Below are 22016 nucleotides of genomic sequence, written 5' to 3' on the forward strand. Positions count from 1 at the left end.
GCACTTTCGTGACGCCCGACCGCGCGGGGCTTCAGGCGCCTTGCAGCAACGGAACGAGGCCGCCGCGGCTGTCCAGGGCCATGAGGTCGTCACAGCCGCCCACGTGGGTGTCGCCGATGAAGATCTGCGGCACCGTGCGGCGCTGGGTGATCTCCATCATGGTGGTGCGGGCTTGCGGGTCGGTGTCGATGCGGATCTCTTCGATCTGCTCGACGCCCTTGGCCTTGAGGATCTGCTTTGCACGCGTGCAGTACGGGCAGACGGCGGTGGTGTACATCTTGACGGCTTGCATGCGCTCTACCTTGGGGGAAATCAGGCTTTTTCAACCGGCAGGTTAGCCTCTTTCCAGGCCTTGAGCCCGCCGGCCACCGCTTGGGCCTGCTCGTAGCCGAGCTTCTTGGCCGTGGCCACGGCGCGTTGGGCGCGGGCGCCGGTGGCGCACACCAGCAGCAGCGGCACGTTCTTGTTCTTGACCGTGCTGGCCAGCTTCTCGTCCAGCAGGTTCAGGGGCACGTTCTTGGCGCCGATCATGTGGCCGGTCGCGAATTCTTCGGGTTCGCGCACGTCGACCAGCACCGCGCGTTCGCGGTTGATGAGCTGCACGGCGCCCTGGGCCGTGAGCGTGCCGCCGCCCGCACCCCGGAGCATCGGCCAGGCCAGCATGCCGCCCGAGGTGAGCGCCATCAGGATCAGCATCCAGTTCGCGGTGACGAATTCGATCAATTTCACGGGGGTTCCTTGGATGGCAAACCCGGGATTTTAGAATGCTGGTTTTCCCACGCGCTGCCAAAGGCCTCCGACATGCACAAACTGGTACTGATCCGCCACGGCGAATCGACCTGGAACCTCGAAAACCGCTTCACCGGCTGGACCGACGTCGACCTGACCGAAACCGGCGTCGAGCAGGCCAAGCAGGCCGGCCGGCTGCTCAAGGCCGAGGGCTACGACTTCGACGTGGCCTACACCAGCGTGCTCAAGCGCGCCACCCGCACCCTCTGGCACACGCTCGACGAACTCGACCGCACCTGGCTGCCCGTGGTGCACTCCTGGCGCCTCAACGAACGCCACTACGGCGGCCTGCAGGGCCTGAACAAGGCCGAAACGGCCAAGAAGTACGGTGACGAGCAGGTGCTGGTCTGGCGCCGCAGCTACAGCACCCCGCCGCCGCCGCTGGAAGCGGACGACCCGCGCAGCGAGCGCTCCGACGTGCGCTACGCCAAGCTGTCGCCCGAGCAGATTCCGCTGACCGAATGCCTGAAGGACACGGTGGCGCGCGTGCTGCCGTTCTGGAACGAGTCGATGGCCCCGGCCATCCGCACCGGCCGCCGCCTGGTCGTGGCCGCGCACGGCAACTCGATCCGCGCGCTGGTGAAGTACCTGGACGGCATCTCGGACGACGCCATCGTCGGCCTGAACATCCCGAACGGCATCCCGCTCGTGTACGAGCTGGACGACGACCTCAAGCCCCTGCGCCACTACTACCTGGGCGATGCCGCGGCCGCCGAAAAGGCCGCCGCCGCGGTGGCTTCGCAGGGCAAGGGCTGAAGACGTAAGCAAAAGAAGAAAACCCCGCCTGCCGGTTCCTCCGTGGAACCCCGGCAGGCAATTTGCTTCCAAGCTGTGTATATTGGTTCGACAGCCGTCGACATACAGGACATTTCACTCATGATGGGCCAGAAACTGAAGATCACCGGCTGGGTCGCCGCCGGCGCCGTTGCTGGCGTCCTGACCACCGTCTCGCTGCAGACGGTCGCGCGGGGTTCGCTCGCGCCGCTCCCGCTCGAGGAGTTGCAGCAGCTCGCGGCCGTCTTCGGGATGGTCAAGAGCGACTATGTCGAGGCGGTCGACGAGAAGAAACTCATCTCGGACGCCATCTCGGGCATGGTCGCCGGGCTCGATCCGCACTCGCAGTACTTCGACAAGAAGTCCTTCAAGGAATTCCGCGAGGGCACCACGGGCCGCTTCGTCGGCGTGGGCATCGAGATCTCGCAGGAAGACGGCCTCATCAAGGTCGTCTCGCCCATCGAGGGCTCGCCGGCCTTCCGCGCCGGCCTGAAGCCGAACGACCTGATCACCAAGATCGACGACACCGCCGTGCGCGGCCTGTCGCTGAACGAAGCCGTCAAGCGCATGCGCGGCGAGGCCAACACCAAGGTGCTGCTGACCATCTTCCGCAAGGACGAGAGCCGCACCTTCCCGGTCACGATCACGCGCGAGGAAATCCGTACCCAGTCGGTGCGCGGCAAGATGATCGAGCCGGGCTACGGCTGGATCCGCCTGTCGCAGTTCCAGGAGCGCACGGTCGACGACTTCGTCAAGAAGATCGAGGAGCTCTATAAGGAAGACCCGAACCTCAAGGGCCTGGTGCTCGACCTGCGCAACGACCCGGGCGGCCTGCTCGACGCGGCGGTGGCGGTGTCGGCGGCCTTCCTGCCCGAGAACGTCACGGTGGTCACCACCGACGGCCAGCTGGCCGAAAGCAAGTCGATCTACAAGGCGGCGCCCGAGTACTACCAGCGCCGTTCGGGCAGCGACCCGCTGCGCAACCTGCCGGCAGCGCTCAAGAACGTGCCGCTGGTGGTGCTGGTGAACGAAGGCTCGGCCTCGGCCAGCGAGATCGTGGCCGGCGCGCTGCAGGACCACAAGCGCGCCACCATCATGGGCAGCCAGACCTTCGGCAAGGGCTCGGTGCAGACCGTACGCCCGCTCGGCCCGGACACCGGCCTGAAGATCACCACCGCGCGCTACTACACGCCCAGCGGCACCTCGATCCAGGCCAAGGGCATCGTGCCCAACGTGCTGGTCGACGAAAGCGCCGAGGGCAGCCCCTTCGCCGCCCTGCGCATGCGCGAGGCCGACCTCGAGAAGCACCTGGCCAGCGGCCAGGGCCCCGAGGTGAAGGACCCCGAACGTGAAAAGGCCCGCGACGAAGCCCGCAAGCGCCTCGAGGAAGAAGCCAAGAAGCCGCCGCAGGACCGCAAGGTGCCCGAGTTCGGCACCGACAAGGACTTCCCGCTGGTGCAGGCGCTCAACCGCCTGAAGGGCCAGCCGGTGCTCGTGAGCAAGACGCAGGTCATCGTCGACAACAAGGACGAGAAGAAGGAAAACTGATCCCGGCGAGCGGGCCGCACGCACCGTGCGGTTCGCGCCACCGGCGTTTTCCTCTCCCCCGCACAGGCCCAGGCAGGCGCGCATGGACGATCACGACCTGCTGCGCTATTCGCGGCACATCCTCCTCGAAGAATTCGGCATCGACGGCCAGGCGCGCGTCAGTGCCGGGCGAGTGCTCGTCATCGGCGCCGGTGGGCTGGGCTCGCCGGTGGCCCTGTACCTCGCGGCAGCGGGGGTCGGCCACATCGTGCTGGTCGACGACGACGAGGTCGATCTCACCAACCTCCAGCGGCAGGTCGTCCACACCCAGGCGCGGGTGGGCCAGCCCAAGGTCGCATCGGCCGCGCAGGCCATGCGCGACATCAACCCCGGCATCGCCATCGAGACCCACGCCGTGCGCGCCGACGAGGCGCTGCTGTCGCGGCTCGTGGCCGAGGCCGACGTGGTGGTCGACTGCTGCGACAACTTCGCCACCCGGCAGGCCGTGAACCGCGCCTGCGTGGCGCATGCCAAGCCGCTGGTGGCGGGCGCGGCGATCCGTTTCGACGGCCAGCTGAGCGTGTACGACACGCGCAACGCCGCCTGCCCCTGCTACGCCTGCCTGTTCCCGCCCGAGGCCAGCTTCGAGGAAACGCGCTGCGCGGTGCTCGGCGTGTTCGGCCCGGTGGTCGGCACCATCGGCACGCTGCAGGCCAGCGAGGCGCTCAAGCTGCTGGCCGGCATCGGTCCGTCGCTGGCGGGCAAACTGCTGATGTTCGACGGGCGCAGCACGGGCTTCGACACCCTGCGCGTCTCGCGCGACCCGCACTGCAGCGTCTGCGCGCAGCGGCCCCAGACCGGCGCCTGAGCGCCCGCCTGCCCTCTTCTTTCTTTCGTTAAGGCTGGCGAGCCCCCTTGGCCCGCGCCGCACCGCGCGCGGCGGCCCCGGCCGTGGGCCGGTTCGCCAGTGCCAGCACGCCCGTGCAGTCGGCGTTCTCGCCGGGGCCGGTCTCGATGGTCGCGGCCAGTGCCAGCAGCGGGTTGATGGCGCCCAGCGCCAGCGCCGCCAAGCCGCGGCCGGCCAACGGCCCGATCTCGACGCCGCCCTTGGGCGCGCCGAAGGTGCCGCTCACGACCAGCGGCGTGCGAAGCGACAGGAAGCTCGCGCTCTTGGGCTCGGGGCGGATCACGAAGTCCAGAGACTCGGTCGCGAGGTTGGCCTGGCCGGTGGCGGTGAAGACGGCGTTGGTGGTGTCCAGCACCAGCGTGCGCCCGTTCATCACGCCCTTGTTCACGTCGAAGGCCAGCGCGGCGCAGCGCAGCTCGACGTCGCGGTCGCCGCGCAGCAGGAACTTGAGGATGTCGCCGCCCACCAGCGTCGCGAACACGGGCATCAGGTTGCCGAACTGGCCGCGGCCCGACAGCACCGCCATGTCGCCCGACGCGCCGCCGAGCCAGCTGGCCACCGAATTGCCGGCGCCCGACAGGTTGATGCGCCCGTCGAGCCGGCCGACGCTGTTGCCCGAGTTCTCCAGCTTGGGAATCAGCCGCGCCAGCCGCAGGCCGCGCACGTCGAGCGAGGCGCGGATGTCGGCCGGCGTCTTCGTGGCGTCGATGCGGATCGCGCCCACGAGCTTGCCGTTGGCCACGCCCAGGTCGAGCGGGTCGAGCGACAGCACGCCGTCGGTCAGCCGGATCTTGACGCTGCCGCGGTCCAGCGGCACCTCGCGCACGTTGCGGATGCGCTCGGCCGTGTAGGCCACGTCGGCGTTCATGGCGTGCAGCCGCGCGAAGTCGAAGGGCGTGGTCGGCAGCACCTTGCCGCCGGGCGGACGCTTGGGCTGGGCCGAGGCGACGGGCGCCACGCCCTCCACCGCGTTGGCGGAACGCGCCGTGGGCGGCAGGCCGATCAGCGGGCCGAGGTCGTCCATGTCCATGACACGCGAGCGCAGCGTGCCCGACAGGCGCGGCACCTTGCCGGCCTGGTCGAAGGCCATGTCGCCGCCGATGTCCGACAGGCCCAGGCGGCCGTTGAGCCCCGCCGCCTCCCAGAGCTTGCCGCGCTTGCGCAGCCCGCCGCTCAGCGCATAGGGCGGGGTCTGCGGCAGCACGATGCCCAGCAGCGGGTACAGCGCGCTCAGCGTCTGGCCCTTGATCTGGAACGTGGCGTCGATGCCGTCGAAGCCCGCGAGCTGGGCCACCGTGCCATTGGCCTTGAGCCGGGTCTGGCCGGCGGCGGCGTTGATCTCCAGCGGGAACGGCGGCGCGCCCGCGGCGTTGATCTGCAGCACGTTGCCGGTGCGCCCGTCGGCCGTGAGCGGCTGGCCCTTGTAGCGGCCCTTGATGCGGTAGTGCAGCGGCAGCTCGCCGCGGTTGCTGTCGTAGTCCAGGTCGGCGTGCACGTCGACGCCCAGGTGCGTGGCCAGGAAGTCGACGGCGCCCTTGTCGACCTGGATCAGGCCGATGGTGGGCACGGTGCCGGTGTCGGAGGTGTCCTTGCCGAAGGCCCAGGTGCGGCGCCCGTCGGGCTCCATCTGCAGGCCGACGGTGGGCGCGGTCAGGGCCAGGCTCGGAATGACCACCCGCTTGTCGATCAGCGGCCACAGGCGGATCTCGAAGCTCGCGCGCTCGGCCTTCACCAGGTAGGGGTCGCGCGCCCAGTCGGGGTTGGCGAATTCGATGCCGTCGAAGTGGATGGTGGCGGCCTTCCAGCCCAGGTCCACGTCGAGCCGGCGGGTGATCTCGAACTTGCGCCCGGTCTTCTCGCTCACGAAACGGTTGAGCGGCTCGCGCAGCGTGTCCCACGGAAAGAAGGCCACGAGGAGCGCGAACGCGGTCAGCAGGACGGCGACCAGCAGCACGAAGACCGCCAGCAGCTTCTGCCAGCGCGGCCGGGTGCGAAGGGATTGGGTTGCCATGGTCGATTCTTACCCGGATGCGCGCCCGAACCGGGTCGGCGGCGGGCCGCAGACCCCGTGCGGCTTGGCCTACGGGCGGGCGCGAGGCGGCGTGGAGACAGCCGCCTGCACATGCGTCAGAACCCGCCTACAACGCGCGGCCCTTGAACCCTGCATGATCCGCTGCGGGAAAGCCTCAATGTCCATGGGCAGGCTCTCTCCTCCGCAGGGCGCTTGGACACGAGCACCTGCCCACCTCAGAGGAAGCGCGGTTCGGCATGGATTCCAGATTGCAGACCTACGTTGTCGAAGACAACCCCACGATCCGTGAAAACCTCATCGGCACTCTGGAAGAGCTCACCTGCACCACGGTCGTGGGCTTTGCGGAGACCGAGCAGCACGCGCGCGACTGGCTGCACGACCATGCCGACGAGTGGCACCTGGCCATCGTCGATCTCTTTCTCAAGCAGGGGAGTGGCCTGGGCATCCTGCAGGCCTGCCAGTCGCGCAAGCCCGGCCAGAAGGTGGTGGTGCTCAGCAACTATGCGACGCCCGACATCCGGCGCCGCTGCGCCGAGTTCGGGGTCGACGCGGTGTTCGACAAGTCGAACGAGATCGACGCACTGGTCGACTTCTGCATCCGCCAGGCCGCCGCGCTGCGGTCCGCACCCGGCGATGCCTAGGCGCAGCTCAATCGATGAGCTTGTTCTTCAGCGCGTAGTAGGTCAGGTCGCTGTTGGAGGACAGGTTCATCTTCTCCATCAGCCGCGTGCGGTAGGTGCTCACGGTCTTCACCGACAGCGACAGCGTCTTGGCGATGTCGCCGGCGGTCTCGCCCTTGGCCAGCTTCAGGAACACCTGGAACTCGCGCTCCGAGAGCTGCTCGTGCGGCGCGGCGTCGTCCTTGCGGTCGAGCTGGCGGGCCAGCAGTTCGGCCACGGCGGGCGTGATGTAGCGCCGGCCCAGCGAAATGGTGCGAATGGCGTTCACGATCTCGATCGGATCGCATTCCTTGTTGAGGTAGCCGCTGGCGCCCTGACGGATCAGGTTCATCGCGTAGTGCTCCTCGGGGTAGCCGCTGAGGATCAGTATCCCCACGTCCGGCGCCTTGGCGCGGATCATGGCGAGTGCATCGATACCGCTTTGTCCCGGCATGGAGAGATCCATCACCAGCACGTCCAGTTCGGTGGTGCGTACCAGCTCGATGGCTTCACGGCCGCTCGCTGCCTCGCCCGCCACGCGCAGGTCCACGTGCTCGGAGAAGAACTGCCGGAGGCCCGATCGCACGATGGCGTGGTCGTCCACAATTCCAATTTTGATCATCTGTTACTTTCGTCGTTGTGCCGCAGCTTTGGAAGCCGCAGCATGCCGGTCCCTGATTGTTATCAATTATTCACGAAGTTGCATTGAATGCGACCCTAAGGGTGTCATGCACTGGTTAGCCCCCCAAAAAATGGCCGTGAGCCTGTTGCTCGCGGCGCTGGCCGCACTGGCCCTCGTGGGCATCAACGAGGCAGGATACCGGCAATCGAGCCGCGCCCTGGCGGACATCGACGAGGCGCAGCAGATCCGCGGCACGCTCAACCAGATCCTGCAGAACATGCTGGACGCCGAAACCGGCCAGCGCGGCTTCCTGCTCACGGGCGAAGCCGCCTACCGCCAGCCCTACGACATCGCAGTCAAGCAGGTGGACGGCAACCTGGCCACGCTGCGCCAGCTGTACGCCGAACGCCCGGCCGAACGCACCCAGCTGTCCGAGCTGTCCAAGCACGTGCTGCGCAAGATCGCCGAGATGGACATGAGCGTGCGGCTGCGCCACGAGGGCAACGAGGACGCCTGGAAGTTCGTCATGACCACCGACGTCGGGCGCGAGGAGATGGAAGCCATCCGCGCCACCGCCAACGAGCTGGTGAAGACCAGCAACGCGACGCTGCAGGCCGGCCAGCTGCAGGTGATGAAGTCGCTGCAGCTGGCACGCGTCGGCACCGGCATCGTGGCGCTCGCGGCGCTGATCGCCTTCTTCCTGTACCTGCGCCAGACGCACGCGCTGCGCTCCGTGGGCGAGCGCCAGCAGGAAGCGCTGCAACGCGAACGCAACGCCCTCGAAGACGAGGTGCGCGAGCGCACCGCCTCGCTGGCCGAGCTCGCCACCCACCTGCAGGACGTGCGCGAGACCGAGCGCGGCTACCTGGCGCGCGAGCTGCATGACGAGCTGGGCTCGCTGCTCACGGCCGCCAAGCTCGACGTGGCGCGGCTGAAGTCGCGGCTGGCCGACTCGCCCGACGCGATCCAGCGGCTGCAGCATCTGACCGAGCTGCTCAACAGCGGCATCGCGCTGAAGCGCCGCATCATCGAGGACCTGCGGCCTTCGTCGCTCTCCAACCTCGGGCTGGTCGCCTCGCTGGAAATCCTGGGGCGCGAGTTCGGAGAGCGCTCGGGCCTGGAGATCGAGATGGCGCTGGAACCGGTGACCATGGACGAGTCGCGCCAGCTCACGATCTACCGCATGGTGCAGGAGAGCCTGACCAACATCGGCAAGTACGCCGAGGCGAGCGAAGCCACCATCGTGCTGAAGAACTACGCCAACCACGTGATCGTGGAAGTGGCCGACAACGGCAAGGGCTTCGACGCGCAGCGCATGCGCCCGTCGACGCACGGCCTGGCGGGCATGCGCCACCGGGTCGAGGCGGCGCGCGGCAAGCTCACCATCACCTCGGCACCCGGCCAGGGCACGCGGCTCACCGCGATGCTGCCGGTGGTGAAGCCGACACCGCAGGCCGGCACGCCGGCGAGCCCCGACACCCCCGCGTCGCGCGGCGCCTGACGCAGGCGCTGGCATTTCTTCACGCCCCGGGCCTGCGGCGACTCGGTCGCCTCCTACGCACCCCCGCCCCGGTCGCTGACAGGGCCGATGCGGCCCTGCCCTTAAGGTGGGTCCTGTGTCATCCGGCACCGGGCCGCGTCTTCAGCGATGCGCCCGGATGCATGGTTTCAAACCACAAAGAGGGAAGCCTCGAAGGAGTTCCGCATGCTGCACTACGCCGTGGTATTTCTGGTCATCGCACTCATCGCTGCCGTGTTCGGCTTCGGTGGCATTGCCGTCAGCGCGGTGGGGATCGCCAAGGTCCTTTTCATCATCTTTGCCGTGCTCGCCATCGCCAGCTTCCTGGCCGGCTTGCTACGACGCAAGTAGCGTAGTTACGATCCACAGGCTCCCGCATTTCATCTTCCCGGAAAGGACTCTCCCATGAACACGACCAAGACCCCTTCGCAACTCGCCGACGACGTGCGCCAGACCGCCCAGGAAGCGGCCGAAACCACCCGCGCCTACGCTCAGAACGCGGTGAATGCGGCGGGCGAAAAGGTCCGCGAACTGCGCCGCGACGCCGAACCGGGTGTCGAGCAGTTGGCCGCACGCGTGCAGCAAGCCGTGCAGCGCGGTCTCGACGCCGCTTCGACCACCAGTGCCCGCGCGCACCGCCGCATCGAACAGGCCGCCGACGTGACCGGCCGCTACATCTCCGACCAGCCCGTGCGCTCGGTGCTGCTGGCCGCCGCGGCCGGCGCCGCCATCACGGCGCTGATCGTGCTGGCCAGCCGCCGCAACCGCGACGACTACTGATCCGTTGCATCGCCACTGACCGACCGACCCCGCCCGACCACCCTCGCACATGCTTCATCCGATCTTCTCGACGGTGCTCGGGCACCCGGAGCTCATTGCCGATCACATCGCCAACTACGCCGCCCTTGTCCGGCAGGAGAGTGCCGTGGCGGGGCGCGGCCTGGTTGCCCGACTGGTCGCGGGCGTCCTGGCCGTGGCCACCGCCGTGCTTGCCCTCGGGCTGATCGGCGTGGCCGTGCTGCTCGGCGTGCTGCACGGCAGCTTCCACTGGGTGCTGGTGGCCGTGCCTGCCGTGGCGGTGGTGATCGCGGCGATCTGCACCTGGATCGCCACCCGCCCGAGTCCGAACTACGGCTTCGACGATCTGCGCGCCCAGCTGGCCGCGGACCTCGACGCGCTGCATGCCGCCGGAGCCCGCCATGAGCAGCCCTGATCCCCGCCGCCCTGGCGCACCGCAGCTGACGCCGCAACAGCGGCTGGCCCTTTCTCGCCGCGCGCTCGTGCGGCAACTGAACGGCGGCGAGCCGGATGCACCGGCGCCCCACCGCACCTTTGCCGCCGGCGACGCCGACGACGATCTCGAATACGCACACACCGACGCGGGTGATGCGCCGCCCGCCTCGCCCGGGCGCCGCCACAACGTCTGGAGCGCGATGGCGCGCGGCGTGGTGCAGCGCTGGTGGCGCCGCCATCCCGCGCACGCGGCGGGCCAGCTGACCCGCCCCCTGCTCGAACACTACGCCCGCACCGAGCCCGTCAAGCTCATGGCCGCCGCGGCCGCCACGGGCTCGCTGCTGGTGCTCGTGCGGCCCTGGCGGCTGCTCTCGGCCACGGCCGTGATCGCGGCGGTGCTCAAGACCTCCGACGTGGCCGACCTGGTCAACACGCTGCTGCAGAAGCCTGCGCGTCCGCCTCGGCAAGACCCGCCCTGACGTCACGCCAACGCGTGGCATGCAGACAAGAAAAAGCCCGGTCGAACCGGGCTTTTTGCTGGGCGCGGCGGAAGGGCCGCTCAGCCCTTCACTTCGAGCTGGTTGTTCACCGACTTCACGCCCTGCACGGCCTTGGCGATCTCCTCGGCGCGCGACTTGGCGGCGGCCGTCGGTGCCGGGCCCTTGAGGCTCACGGCGCCGCCCTTGGTGTCGACGTCGATCTTGATCGCGCTCAGGTCCGGGTCCTTGGCCAGGCCGGCCGAGACCGAGGCGGTGATCGCGGCGTCGTCGACCGTGGCGGTGACGGCGGCGGTGGCGTCCTTGGCGGCTTCCTTCACATCGGCCGTGGCGCCGGCCATGCCGGTCTTGGCGTCGGCCGCGGCCTGTTCGGTCTTGGCCTTGGCATCGGAGGCCGCCTGCTCGGTCTTGGCGACGGCGCTGTCGAGCTTCTCGCCGGCGGTCTGGTTGCCCGGCTTGTCGCAGGCGGCCAGGGTCAGCGCGGCGCCGGCGGCGAGCACGGCGAGCCAGGTGCGCGAGGTGGCAAAGGGAGCGAGGGAACGGTTCGACGTTGTCATGGGAAATCCTCCTGCGGTCGGAATGGGTGCATGGACCGGCTTGGTCCACGCCAGTCAATCTAGTCCCCACCGCCTGCGCCCGGGTGTCGCCGCAGGCCCGAAGCGCTGTAGGACAAGCAAGCGACGGCAGGCGGCTCAGGCGCTGACGATCCAGCCTTCGAGCGGGTCCATGGACCCCGGCAATCCGTAGCCCGGCCCGGGGCTGCCGGCGCGCTGGCGGGCCCAGGCGGCCTGCAGCAGGCACAGCACCGCATCGAGCTCGTCGCCCTTGGCGTCGGCGCACAGCCCGTCGCGCTGCGCGACCGTGAGTTGGAGGCGCAGGCCGAGCCGCGTGCGCCCGGATTCCAGCGCGGCCAGCAGGTCGGTGCGCGCGACCTCGCGTTCGGGCGACTGGCGCGCGAGGTCGTCGCTCTTGTAGCTGCGCCGGCCGATCAGCTCGCGGGCCAGCAGGCCGGGATACGCCTCCAGCGCGATGCGCTCCTTGTGGGTGCCCGTGTGCAGACCCGGCAAGGTGGCGCCGGCGGCGAGCAAGCGCGGTACGCCGGCATGCAGCATGTAGGCGACCGGCGGGTTCACCCACTTCATCGACGGGCTCGATCCGGCCGGCGCATCAGTCGCACGGTGTGCGAACTTGCCGCCGACCGGACGCGCCGCGCAGAAGGCGGCGAAGGTGTCGCGGATTTCGGCGCGGCTCAGGCCGGCGTAGTGGGCGATCAGCGCATCCCATGCGGTGGGCCACTGCAGGTGCCCGACCAGCTCGCGCGGCAGGCCGAAGGGAAAGTCGAAACCGCCGACCCAGGCGGGCGTGCTTCTGTCGAGCCATTGGCCCCAGGCGTCGAGCGTGGCGAAGCGGTGCAGGCCAGTCAGCGCGACGGCGTCCGGGCCGGCCAGTTCGCCTACGGCCACGACGATGGGTTTGCGGGCGGTCGGTGCGCTCGAGAAATCGCAGCCGAAGAGCATCGCCCGCCTTCGGTCAACCCAGTGCGAGCGCGATCACGCCGGCCGCGATGAACAGCGCGCCCAGCAGCCGCAGCATGCGGTCGCCTTCGCGCAGCAGGTGCCCGCCGATCAGCGCGGCGAACAGCATCGACACCTCGCGCGCCGGCGCGACGTGCGAGATGGGCGCCTGCTGCACCGCGTACAGCACGAGCACGTACGAGACGGGGCTGATCGCCGCCACCAGCAGCGCGTACTTCCACTGCTCACGCCACATGCGCGCGGTGGTCGCGCGGTCCTGCAGCGCGGCGGGCAGCAGCAGCACGAGGCGCACGAAGTTGCTCATGTAGTCGAGCAGGATCGGCGACATCGCGAGGAACTTGACGGCGTAGCTGTCGGTGACCGTGTAGGCCGCGATGAAGGCGCCGGTCAGCACGCCGTAGCGCATGCCCTTCTGTACGCGCTCGCGCTGCACCGGGTCATGCTTCTTGTGAAAGAGGCGCGGGCCGCCGGCCACCAGGAACACGCCGAGCACCACGCCGAAGATGCCGGCCACGCCGACGAGGCTGATCTTCTCGCCCAGGAACAGGATCGCGACCAGCGACGACAGCAGCGGCCCCGAGCCGCGCGCCAGCGGGTAGACCACCGTGAGGTCCGACTTGCGGTAGCCGCGCAGCAGCACGACGTAATAGAAGACGTGCAGCACGCCGCTCAGCACGATGAACGCCCACTCCTTCGTGCCCCAGGTCGGCACGACGCTCCAGCCGAGCGTGATGCCCACGGGCGCCCACACCACGGCCATGAACACGCCGCTCTGGAACGCGAAGCGCGAATCGCCGTTCGCCTTCTTGGCGGCGATGTTCCAACTGGCGTGGATGACTCCAGCCAGCAGGATCAGTGCGAAAGCGGAAAGGGGCACCCCGGTCGAACCGGGATCAGTGGCGGCCGACGATGGCGGCGGTGGCCATCAGTTCTTCGAGCAGCGCGAGCGAGACCTTGCCCGAGACCTTGTACGGGTCGAGCTCGGGCTTCTCGGAGTACTTCAGCAGCGTCGAGGCGTTGAGCTTGGAGAGGTTGACCTGCCCCATCGTCCAGCCGCCGAAACGGCGCTCGGAGATTTCTTCATAGTGCAGCAGCACCACATCCTTGTGGCGCGGATCGCGCTGGATGTGGCCATAGAGATCGCTGATGGCGTCGCGCCCGCCCTCGATCGCCTGCAGGAAGGTGCCGGCGCCGTAGCAGAGGATGCCGGTGATGCCGCAGGCTGGGTTGTGCGTGCGCGATTTCGCGAGGATCGCCTCGATCGCCTCGGGGCTGGTATCGACGGCGCGACTGGCATAGAGAAGTCGGACCAGCATGGCTCAGCTCTTTCGTGGCAGGAGGGAGAGGAATTCGCGACGCAGGCTCGGGTCTTTCAGGAACACGCCGCGCATGACGGAGTTGATCATCTTGCTGTCCATTTCCTTCACGCCGCGCCAGGCCATGCAGAAATGCTCGGCCTCCATGACCAGCGCAAGGCCGTCGGGCTGCGTCTTTTCCTGGATCAGGTCGGCCAGCTGCACCACGGCTTCTTCCTGGATCTGCGGACGGCCCATGACCCATTCGGCCAGGCGCGCGTACTTCGACAGGCCGATCACGTTGGTGTGCTCATTGGGCATCACGCCGATCCAGAGCTTGCCGATGATCGGGCAGAAGTGGTGCGAGCAGGCGCTGCGCACGGTGATCGGGCCGACGATCATCAGCTCGTTCAGGTGCTCGGCGTTGGGAAACTCGGTGAGCGGCGGCGGCGGCACGTAGCGGCCGCGGAACACCTCGTTGAGGTACATCTTGGCCACGCGGCGCGCGGTGTTGTCGGTGTTGTGGTCGTTCTCGACGTCGATGACCAGGCTCTCGAGCACGCCCTTCATCTTGACCTCGACCTCGTCGAGCAGCGACTCCAGCTCGCCCGGCTGGATGAACTCGGCGATGTTGTCGTTGGCGTTGAAACGCTTGCGCGCTGCATTCAGTCGCTCGCGGATCTTGACGGAGACGGGGGTGCCCTCGTCATCGTCTTTTCGATCGGGAAGCGGTTCGACGTCGGTTTTCCTCAGCATGGCGGGGATCGTACCAGTGAATGGCCCCAGGGGATTCGGGCTGCAACGCCCGCCCCTTCTCGGAGCAATGCTATCAATTAGGTAGCGCGAAGTCGGCTACCAGCGGAAGGTGGTCGGACATGCGGGCCCAGATGGGACCCCGCGGCACGTTGCAGGCCAGCGGCTCGAGCTGACGGCCGTAGACGAAATCGAGCTGCGTCACGGGCAGGCGCGAGGGGTACGTGAGCGTGCGCGGGCCGCGCAGGTCGCTGGTGTCGCGCAGGCCCATGGCGTTCATGGCGTAGCGCATGCGCGCGCCCCAGTCGTTGAAATCGCCGGCCACCACCACGGCCTCGTCGGCCGGCACCTCGCGCTCGATGAACTCGCGCAGCCGGGCCACCTGCCGCACGCGGCTGCCCTTGATGAGCCCCAGGTGCACCACGATGGCGTGCACCCGGCGCCCTTCGATGTCGATCACGGCATGCAGCAGGCCGCGCTGCTCGAAGCGGTGGTCGGAGATGTCCTGGTGGCCGGTGCGGATCACCGGCCAGCGCGTGAGCAGCGCGTTGCCGTGCTCGCCATGGCGCGTGACGGCGTTGGTCTCGTAGACGGCCGTGTAGCCCTCGGGCGCCAGAAAGTCGGCCTGCGGCAGCTCGGGCCAGCGCGGAAAGCGGGCAGCGGCCTGGCGGTTCATCTTGCGCACTTCCTGCAGGCAGACGATGTCGGCATCGAGCTGCTCGATGGCGTGGCCCAGGTTGTGGATCTCGAGCCGACGCGCCGGCCCGATCCCCTGCACACCCTTGTGGATGTTGTAGGTCGCGACCCGGAGGTTCTGCGTTGCTGCTGCTGCGGCGGCCGGTGGGTTCATCGCGCAAATTCTGGCAGCAACAGAATGGCTTCGGCGTTCGACGGGGAAAAGCAGGCGTCCGCCGCCTCGTGGTACGGCAGCCATTGCCAGTCGGTGTGCTCGCGCGGATCGAGCCGGGGTGTCAGGCCCTCGGGCACGCACAGGCCGAACAGGTGCTCGGTGTTGTGGGTGATGCCGGGTTCGTAGCGCGCGCGCCAACCCGGGTAGATCTCGTAGACGTTGCGCAGCTGCCAGTCGACCAGTTGCGACGCCAGCGGCGTGCCTTCACTGCAATCGATGCCGGTCTCCTCGGCCACTTCGCGTGCGGCGGTGAGCGCGAGCGGCTCGTCGACTGCGTCCTTGCTTCCAGTGACCGACTGCCAGAAGTCGGACTCGGCATCCGCACGCCGGATGAGCAGCACATCGAGTGCCGGCGTGTGGATCACGACCAGCACCGACTCCGGGATCTTCCAGGGCCGGGTGCCGGTCGTCATGGCTGCATCAGGCCGCTTGCGGCGTGTTGCGCAGCTTGATGTGCAGTTCGCGCAGCTGCTTCTCGTCGACCGGGCTCGGCGCCTGCGTCAGCAGGTCTTGCGCGCGCTGGGTCTTGGGGAAGGCGATCACGTCGCGGATCGACTCGGCGCCGGTCATGAGCATGACGAGGCGGTCCAGGCCGATGGCGATGCCGCCGTGCGGCGGGGCGCCGTACTGCAGCGCGTCCAGCAGGAAGCCGAACTTGAGCTGCGCGTCCTCGGCGCTGATCTTCAGCGCGCGGAACACCTTGCTCTGCACTTCCTCGCGGTGGATACGCACCGAGCCGCCGCCCATCTCGATGCCGTTGAGCACCATGTCGTAGGCCTTGGCGATGCACTTCTCGGGTGCGGTGTCCATGAGGTCTTCATGGCCGTCCTTCGGTGCGGTGAACGGGTGGTGCACGGCACTCCAGCGCTGGCCTTCCTCGTCGAACTCGAACATCGGGAAGTCGACCACCCACAGCGGTGCCCAGCGGTCGTCGAACAGGCCCGCCTTCTTGCCGAAGGCGCTGTGGCCGATCTTCACGCGCAGCGCGCCGATGGCGTCGTTGACGACCTTTTCCTTGTCGGCGCCGAAGAACAGGATGTCGCCGTTGCGCGCACCCGTGCGGGCGATGATCTCGGCCAGCGTGGCGTCGTCCAGGTTCTTGACGATCGGGCTTTGCAGGCCTTCGCGGCCGGCGGCTGCGTCGTTGACCTTGATGTAGGCCAGGCCCTTGGCGCCGTAGATCTTCACGAACTCCTGGTACGCGTCGATCTCGCCGCGCGACAGGCCGCCTTCGGCACCGCCGCCGGGCACGCGTAGCGCGACCACGCGACCGCCGGCCATGGTGGCGGCGTTGGAGAACACCTTGAACTCGACGCGCTTCATCAGCTCGGTGAGTTCGGTGAACTCGAGCTTCACGCGCAGGTCGGGCTTGTCCGAGCCGTACTTGAACATCGCGTCGGCGTAGCTCATGGTCGGGAACACCGGCAGGTCGATGTCCGCGGCGTTGCGGAACACGTTGCGGATCATGCCTTCGAACATCTCGCGGATTTCCTCTTCGGCGAGGAACGAGGTCTCGATGTCGATCTGCGTGAATTCAGGCTGGCGGTCGGCGCGCAGGTCTTCGTCGCGGAAGCACTTCACGATCTGGTAGTAGCGGTCGTAGCCGGCCACCATCAGCAGCTGCTTGAACAGCTGGGGCGACTGCGGCAGCGCGAAGAAGCTGCCGTCGTGCACGCGGCTGGGCACGAGGTAGTCGCGCGCGCCTTCGGGCGTGGACTTGCCGAGCATCGGCGTCTCGATGTCGATGAAGCCGTTGGCATCGAGGAACTTGCGCGTTTCCATCGTCACCTTGTAGCGCAGCATCATGTTGCGCTGCATGGCCGGGCGGCGCAGGTCGAGCACGCGGTGCGTGAGGCGGGTGGTTTCCGACAGGTTGTCGTCGTCCAGCAGGAACGGGGGCGTGACCGAGGGGTTCAGCACCTTCAGTTCGTGGCACAGCACTTCGATCTTGCCGCTCTTGAGGCTGTCGTTGGTCGTGCCTTCGGGGCGCGCGCGCACCAGGCCGGTGATCTGCACGCAGAACTCGTTGCGCAGGTTCTCGGCCACGGCGAAGGTCGAGGCGCGGTCGGGGTCGCACACCACCTGCACGTAGCCTTCGCGGTCGCGCACGTCGATGAAGATCACGCCGCCGTGGTCGCGGCGACGGTTGACCCACCCGCACAGGGTGACGGTCTGGCCCAACAGGGCTTCGGTCACAAGACCGCAATAGTGAGTACGCATGGCCATAGAGATGACTTCCGGCGCCGTCGTGGCGCGTTCGTTTTTATGAGTTGGATGGCTTGATCGCCACCGAGGAGGGGCCGCCTGGAACGACCACGCCCATCGAGACGATGTACTTGAGCGCTTCGTCCACGCTCATCTTCAGTTCGACGCAGTCACTGCGCTTGAGCATGACGAAGTAGCCGCCCGTGGGGTTGGGCGTGGTCGGCACGTAGACGCTGAGGAATTCCTCGCTGCCCAGGTACTCGGCCACCTCGTTGCCCGGCGCGCCGGTCACGAAGGCAATGGTCCACACGCTCTCGCGCGGCCACTGGATCAGCACTGCCGTGCGGAATGCGTTGCCGTTCTCGGAGAACAGCGTGTCCGACACCTGCTTGACGCTCGAGTAGATCGAGCGCACGACCGGAATGCGGCGCACCACGGCGTCGCCCCAGCCGAGCAGGCGCTTGCCGACGAAGTTGCTCGCAATGGCACCGACCACCAGCAGGATGGCCAGCGTGAGCAGCACACCGAGCCCGCGGATGTTGTTGTCGTAGAGCCAGCGCTGCCATGCGCCCGGCAGCACCCACAGCGTCTGGTCGAGCGTGTCGATGATCCACTTCAGCACCGCCAGGGTGATGAACAGCGGAACGATCACCAGCAAGCCGGAGAACAACCATTTGCGCAGGGCGGACATGGGAGAGGGTTCCGTCAGTCGCCGCTCTTGGCGGCAGCCGTTGCAGCGGGGGCCGGCGCGGGAGCGGGCGCCGGTGCGGGGCTGGAGGCGGGGGACGAAGAAGAAGCGTCGGCCGACTTGGCACCGTCGCCGGACGCAGCGGGCGCGGTGGCGGCCTCGGACTTCTTGCCGCCGCCCTCGCGGAAGTCGGTCACGTACCAGCCCGAGCCCTTGAGCTGGAAGCCGGCGGCCGTGACCTGCTTTTCAAATGCGCTCGCACCGCATTCCGGGCACACCGAGAGCGGCGTGTCCGACATCTTCTGCAGAACGTCCTTGGCAAAGCCGCAGGAACTGCACTTGTAGGCGTAAATGGGCATGGGAAATCGGGGTGGGAATGAGCGACGCAGCTGCCGCTCGCAAAGCCCTCGATTATAGGGGCGCCCCCGCCCGCAGGGGCCGTGGGGGCGCGGCCCGGCCCGCCGTCAGGCCGGCTCGGTCGCCAGGAGGCGGTGCGGCGTGTGAGTGTTCGCTATCCATTGCGGCAGCAGCGACCCGACAACCATGCCCGCGAACGAGGACAGCACGCCCGCCAGCTGGGCCGGGAAGGCGGTACCCCAAGGCATGGCCATGAACAGCAGCCAGACGCCGATGCCCCCTACGATCGAGGCGATGGCGCCCTGGGTGGTGGCACGGCGCCAGTACAGGCCGCACACCAGCGGCACGAAGGCCCCGACCAGCGGCACCTGGTAGGCGCCCGAGACCAGTTCGTAGATCGGCGTGCCCTGCATGCGGATCGCGTAGGCCAGCACGGCGGCGCTGAACAGCAGCACCGTGATGCGCATGGTCATCAGGTTCTCGCGGTCGGTGCCGGCGGGACGAAACTGGCGCCAGATGTTCTCGGTGAAGGTGACGCTGGGCGCCAGCAGGGTGGCCGAGGCGGTCGACTTGATGGCCGACAGCAGCGCGCCGAAGAACAGCACCTGCATCACGAAGGGCATCTTCTGCAGCACCAGCGTGGGCAGCACCTTCTGCGGATCTTCCTTGAGCAGCACAGCCACCTCCTCCGGCATGATCAGCAGCGCGCTGGCCACGAGGAACATCGGCACGAAGGCGAACAGGATGTAGGCCACGCCGCCGATCACCGGACCGCGGGTCGCGGCCTTGACGCTGTTGGCCGACATCACGCGCTGGAACACGTCCTGCTGCGGAATGGAGCCCAGCATCATCGTGATCGCCGCGGCAAAGAAGAACACCATGTCGTGCCAGTTGGGCTCGGGCCAGAACTTGAAGAGGTCCTTGCTGACCGCGAAGGCCACCACCTTGTCGGCGCCGCCCGCCATGTCGCCCGCGAACATCGCGATGACCGCGAGGCCGACGACCAGGATGATCATCTGGATGAAGTCGGTCACGGCCACCGACCACATGCCGCCGAACAGCGTGTAGGCCAGGATCGAGACCACGCCGATCACCATGCCCAGCGGGATGCTGATGGCGCCGGCCGACAGCACGTTGAACACCAGCCCCAGCGCCGTGACCTGCGCCGACACCCAGCCCAGGTAGCTCAGCATGATGATCAGCGAACAGGCCACTTCCACGCTGCGGCCGTAGCGCTCGCGGTAGTAGTCGCTGATGGTCAGGAGCGTCATGCGGTACAGCTTGCCCGCGAAGAACAGGCCCACCAGGATCAGGCAGGTGCCCGCGCCGAACGGGTCTTCGACCACGCCGCTCAGGCCGCCCTCGATGAACTTGGCCGGGATGCCGAGCACCGTCTCGGACCCGAACCAGGTCGCGAAGGTGGTCGTGATGATCATGAACAGCGGCAGGTGCCGCCCCGCGATCGCGAAGTCGGTGGTGTTCTTCACCCGTTTGGCCGCATACAGGCCGATGGCGATGGTGACCAGCAGATAGACGATGACCAGCGTCAACAACACGGCGAAACTCCTCCAGCCTCTAGAACAAACGCACGCGCACCAGCACTTGCATGGCGAGCAACCCCAGGACGAATCCGATGCCGCCATAGAGGATGGCCTGCAGCAGCCGGTTGGTGCGCTTCTGCGCGGCCAGCAGTTCCTGCAACTCGCGGCGGTGATCGGGCGGCCGATTTTCCAGGAAATCGTGCAGCAAACGCGGCAGTTGCGGCAGCAATTTCGCGTAGCGCGGCGCCTCGGCGCGCAGTTGCTGGAACAGCTTCTTCGGCCCGATCTGGTCGATCATCCACTTCTCGAGGAAGGGCTTGGCCGTGGCCCAGAGGTCGAGCTCAGGGTCAATGCTGCGGCCCAGGCCCTCGATGTTCAGCAGGGTCTTCTGCAGCAGCACCAGCTGCGGCTGGATCTCGACGTGGAAGCGGCGCGAGGTCTGGAACAGGCGCATCAGCACCATGCCCAGCGAGATTTCCTTCAGCGGCCGGTCGAAGTACGGCTCGCACACGGTGCGGATCGCCGCCTCGAGCTCGTCGATGCGCGTACCCTGCGGCACCCAGCCGCTTTCCAGGTGCAGCTCGGCCACGCGCTTGTAGTCGCGCCGGAAGAAGGCCGCGAAGTTCTGCGCGAGGTACTCCTTGTCGGACTCGGTGAGCGTGCCGATGATGCCGAAGTCGAGCGAGATGTAGCGCCCGAAGGTCTCGGGCGCCAGGCTCACCTGGATGTTGCCCGGGTGCATGTCGGCGTGGAAGAAACCGTCGCGAAACACCTGCGTGAAGAAGATCGTCACGCCGTCGCGCGCGAGCTTGGGAATGTCGACGCCGGCCGCGCGCAGCTTGTCGATCTGGGCAATGGGCACGCCGTTCATGCGCTCCATCACGATCACCTCGGGGTGGCAGAAGTCCCAGAACATCTCGGGGATCAGAACCAGGTCGAGCGAGGCCATGTTGCGGCGCAGCTGCGCAGCGTTGGCAGCCTCGCGCACGAGGTCGAGCTCGTCGTGCAGGTACTTGTCGAACTCGCCGACCACCTCGCGCGGCTTCAGGCGCTTGCCGTCGGGCGAGAGCTTCTCGATCCAGCCGGCCATCATGGCCATGAGGGCCAGGTCCTTCTCGATCACGCCGCGCATATTGGGGCGCAGCACCTTCACTGCCACGTCGCGGATCTCGCCCTGGTTGGTGCGGATGGTCGCGAAGTGCACCTGCGCGATCGAGGCGCTGGCGATGGGCGTTTCGTCGAACTGCACGAACACGTCGCTCACCGGGCGGCGGAAGGCGCGCTCGATGGTCGCAACCGCCACTGCCGAGGGGAACGGCGGCACGCGGTCCTGCAGGAAGGCGAGCTCGTCGGCGATGTCGGGCGGCAGCAGGTCGCGCCGCGTGGACAGCACCTGGCCGAACTTCACGAAGATGGGGCCCAGCCGCTCCAGCGCCTCGCGCAGGCGCTGGCCGCGCGGCGCGTCGAGGTTGCGTCCGATCGAGACGATGCGTGCCACCACGCGCAGCCAGGGCTTCTGGAAGCTCGTGAGCACGAGCTCGTCCAGGCCATAGCGCAGTGCGACCCAGACGATGAACAGGCCGCGATAGAAGCGACTCATTCGGCGTGGCCCGCCGCACCGCCGGCACGGGCCGAGCGGTCGCCGACGAACTGGCGCAGCGCGCCCACCACGCGCCGCACGCCGTTGCCCAGCGTGTGCGCGGGCACGTCGCCGATCACGCGGGCCAGGTCGTCCTCGACGTCCCAGCGCACGTGGTCGACCAGCCAGTTGACCTCGGCCGCGAGTTGCACGTCGCCGACGATCTGCACGGAGGGCTTGTCGCCGCGCAGCGTGGCGCGGGCGATGTCGAAGGGGGAGTCATCGATCACGGTGAGCGTGAGTTCGGGCGTGGAGCCGGCAGGTGCCAGATCGAGCAGGCCGGCCGGCGTGGCCACCAGTTCCATCGTCACGAAGCGCCACTGGAAGCGCACCACCCTGCCCTGCTGGCGCAGCAGCCGCTGCTGCGCTTCAGGCTCCTGCTGCAGCACGTGGTTCAGGAACAGCACCGCGCGGTGCTGGATCTCGTGGACGGCCCAGGCCGGCGGTTGCAGGCGTTCGCCGATGCGGTTGAACAGGTCGCCGAGCAAAGAAAAAGGGGACGATGGTGTAGCCATGGTCCCCATTATCCCGTCA

The 22016-nt window shown here is 68.0% G+C and carries 26 protein-coding genes; 9 read left to right on the plus strand and 17 right to left on the minus strand.

Annotated features, from left to right (window positions below; genetic code table 11):
• Window positions 1-31: 31 nt before the first annotated feature.
• Window positions 32-292 carry a glutaredoxin 3 gene (grxC, locus tag AC1RLW_RS19270; RefSeq protein WP_062477087.1) on the minus strand — a complete coding sequence of 87 codons (261 nt, stop codon included), beginning with the start codon at window positions 290-292 and terminating at the stop codon, window positions 32-34.
• Window positions 293-312: 20 nt separating this feature from the next.
• The gene (locus AC1RLW_RS19275; protein WP_370681259.1) at window positions 313-696 is read right to left on the minus strand and encodes a rhodanese-like domain-containing protein; all 384 of its coding nucleotides are present in this window, start codon (window positions 694-696) and stop codon (window positions 313-315) included.
• A 105-nt stretch (window positions 697-801) separates the two neighbouring features.
• On the opposite strand from AC1RLW_RS19275, the gene gpmA reads away from it, so the two are divergent.
• The 3 genes from gpmA to AC1RLW_RS19290 all read left to right on the plus strand — a co-directional run bounded on the left by gpmA (window position 802) and on the right by AC1RLW_RS19290 (window position 3958).
• Window positions 802-1545 carry a 2,3-diphosphoglycerate-dependent phosphoglycerate mutase gene (gene gpmA / locus AC1RLW_RS19280; RefSeq protein ID WP_013543140.1) on the plus strand — a complete coding sequence of 248 codons (744 nt, stop codon included), beginning with the start codon at window positions 802-804 and terminating at the stop codon, window positions 1543-1545.
• A 123-nt stretch (window positions 1546-1668) separates the two neighbouring features.
• The gene (locus AC1RLW_RS19285; RefSeq protein WP_062477129.1) at window positions 1669-3111 is read left to right on the plus strand and encodes a S41 family peptidase; all 1443 of its coding nucleotides are present in this window, start codon (window positions 1669-1671) and stop codon (window positions 3109-3111) included.
• 82 nt (window positions 3112-3193) lie between these two features.
• Entirely contained in the window at window positions 3194-3958 is a 765-nt protein-coding gene (locus AC1RLW_RS19290) for a HesA/MoeB/ThiF family protein (protein WP_493194544.1), read from the plus strand.
• 28 nt (window positions 3959-3986) lie between these two features.
• On the opposite strand, the gene AC1RLW_RS19295 is transcribed toward AC1RLW_RS19290, so the two are convergent.
• A complete protein-coding gene (locus tag AC1RLW_RS19295; protein ID WP_493194545.1) occupies window positions 3987-6008 on the minus strand; it encodes an AsmA family protein in 2022 nt (673 codons plus the stop codon).
• A gap of 257 nt (window positions 6009-6265) precedes the next feature.
• Here AC1RLW_RS19295 and AC1RLW_RS19300 point away from each other — a divergent pair, with 257 nt between their 5' ends.
• The gene (locus AC1RLW_RS19300) at window positions 6266-6670 is read left to right on the plus strand and encodes a response regulator (protein ID WP_062477080.1); all 405 of its coding nucleotides are present in this window, start codon (window positions 6266-6268) and stop codon (window positions 6668-6670) included.
• 7 nt (window positions 6671-6677) lie between these two features.
• Here the strand turns inward: AC1RLW_RS19300 and AC1RLW_RS19305 are convergent, their stop codons facing one another.
• On the minus strand, window positions 6678-7310 hold the full coding sequence (locus tag AC1RLW_RS19305) for a response regulator (protein WP_007837167.1): 633 nt from the start codon (window positions 7308-7310) through the stop codon (window positions 6678-6680).
• 130 nt (window positions 7311-7440) lie between these two features.
• Here AC1RLW_RS19305 and AC1RLW_RS19310 point away from each other — a divergent pair, with 130 nt between their 5' ends.
• The 5 genes from AC1RLW_RS19310 (at window position 7441) to AC1RLW_RS19330 (ending at window position 10541) form a co-directional block, all read left to right on the plus strand.
• Window positions 7441-8811, plus strand: a complete 1371-nt coding sequence (locus AC1RLW_RS19310; RefSeq protein ID WP_493194547.1) for a CHASE3 domain-containing protein — start codon at window positions 7441-7443, stop codon at window positions 8809-8811.
• A gap of 204 nt (window positions 8812-9015) precedes the next feature.
• Entirely contained in the window at window positions 9016-9180 is a 165-nt protein-coding gene (locus AC1RLW_RS19315) for a DUF1328 domain-containing protein (RefSeq protein ID WP_493194549.1), read from the plus strand.
• Window positions 9181-9234: 54 nt separating this feature from the next.
• Window positions 9235-9609, plus strand: coding sequence for a hypothetical protein (locus AC1RLW_RS19320; RefSeq protein WP_062477074.1), 375 nt, complete (start codon window positions 9235-9237; stop codon window positions 9607-9609).
• Between the two features lie 49 nt (window positions 9610-9658).
• Window positions 9659-10042, plus strand: a complete 384-nt coding sequence (locus tag AC1RLW_RS19325; RefSeq protein WP_062477071.1) for a hypothetical protein — start codon at window positions 9659-9661, stop codon at window positions 10040-10042.
• Window positions 10029-10541: a hypothetical protein gene (locus tag AC1RLW_RS19330; protein WP_493194551.1), complete on the plus strand. Its 513-nt coding sequence runs from the start codon at window positions 10029-10031 to the stop codon at window positions 10539-10541. Before AC1RLW_RS19325 ends, AC1RLW_RS19330 begins: the two co-directional genes overlap by 14 nt.
• Before the next feature lie 80 nt (window positions 10542-10621).
• Here the strand turns inward: AC1RLW_RS19330 and AC1RLW_RS19335 are convergent, their stop codons facing one another.
• From AC1RLW_RS19335 to AC1RLW_RS19395, 13 genes are all read right to left on the minus strand, one after another.
• Complete coding sequence (locus tag AC1RLW_RS19335) at window positions 10622-11116, minus strand: BON domain-containing protein (protein ID WP_062477068.1); 495 nt, start codon at window positions 11114-11116, stop codon at window positions 10622-10624.
• A 135-nt stretch (window positions 11117-11251) separates the two neighbouring features.
• Entirely contained in the window at window positions 11252-12076 is an 825-nt protein-coding gene (locus tag AC1RLW_RS19340; RefSeq protein WP_493194553.1) for a DUF429 domain-containing protein, read from the minus strand.
• A gap of 13 nt (window positions 12077-12089) precedes the next feature.
• Window positions 12090-12971: a DMT family transporter gene (locus AC1RLW_RS19345; RefSeq protein WP_070063589.1), complete on the minus strand. Its 882-nt coding sequence runs from the start codon at window positions 12969-12971 to the stop codon at window positions 12090-12092.
• Window positions 12972-12987: 16 nt separating this feature from the next.
• A complete protein-coding gene (locus AC1RLW_RS19350; protein ID WP_062477059.1) occupies window positions 12988-13410 on the minus strand; it encodes a BLUF domain-containing protein in 423 nt (140 codons plus the stop codon).
• A gap of 3 nt (window positions 13411-13413) precedes the next feature.
• Window positions 13414-14145, minus strand: a complete 732-nt coding sequence (gene folE, locus AC1RLW_RS19355) for a GTP cyclohydrolase I (protein ID WP_099792275.1) — start codon at window positions 14143-14145, stop codon at window positions 13414-13416.
• Window positions 14146-14218: 73 nt separating this feature from the next.
• Complete coding sequence (locus tag AC1RLW_RS19360; RefSeq protein ID WP_070063590.1) at window positions 14219-14992, minus strand: endonuclease/exonuclease/phosphatase family protein; 774 nt, start codon at window positions 14990-14992, stop codon at window positions 14219-14221.
• Window positions 14989-15465 (minus strand): dihydroneopterin triphosphate diphosphatase, encoded by a 477-nt coding sequence (gene nudB, locus AC1RLW_RS19365; RefSeq protein WP_493194556.1) that lies wholly within the window; start codon window positions 15463-15465, stop codon window positions 14989-14991. The genes AC1RLW_RS19360 and nudB overlap by 4 nt, the downstream gene beginning before the upstream one ends.
• Window positions 15466-15472: 7 nt before the next feature.
• Window positions 15473-17278 (minus strand): aspartate--tRNA ligase, encoded by a 1806-nt coding sequence (aspS, locus tag AC1RLW_RS19370; protein WP_492694067.1) that lies wholly within the window; start codon window positions 17276-17278, stop codon window positions 15473-15475.
• A gap of 37 nt (window positions 17279-17315) precedes the next feature.
• Window positions 17316-17948, minus strand: coding sequence for a DUF502 domain-containing protein (locus AC1RLW_RS19375; RefSeq protein WP_062477045.1), 633 nt, complete (start codon window positions 17946-17948; stop codon window positions 17316-17318).
• A gap of 14 nt (window positions 17949-17962) precedes the next feature.
• Window positions 17963-18304 (minus strand): FmdB family zinc ribbon protein, encoded by a 342-nt coding sequence (locus AC1RLW_RS19380; RefSeq protein WP_062477042.1) that lies wholly within the window; start codon window positions 18302-18304, stop codon window positions 17963-17965.
• Between the two features lie 105 nt (window positions 18305-18409).
• Complete coding sequence (locus tag AC1RLW_RS19385; protein WP_493194558.1) at window positions 18410-19858, minus strand: high affinity choline transporter 1; 1449 nt, start codon at window positions 19856-19858, stop codon at window positions 18410-18412.
• Between the two features lie 19 nt (window positions 19859-19877).
• Complete coding sequence (gene ubiB / locus AC1RLW_RS19390; protein ID WP_062477035.1) at window positions 19878-21443, minus strand: ubiquinone biosynthesis regulatory protein kinase UbiB; 1566 nt, start codon at window positions 21441-21443, stop codon at window positions 19878-19880.
• Complete coding sequence (locus AC1RLW_RS19395) at window positions 21440-21997, minus strand: ubiquinone biosynthesis accessory factor UbiJ (protein ID WP_062477123.1); 558 nt, start codon at window positions 21995-21997, stop codon at window positions 21440-21442. The genes ubiB and AC1RLW_RS19395 overlap by 4 nt, the downstream gene beginning before the upstream one ends.
• Window positions 21998-22016: the final 19 nt, after the last annotated feature.

This window comes from Variovorax sp. GW822-FHT04A09, assembly GCF_058801005.1.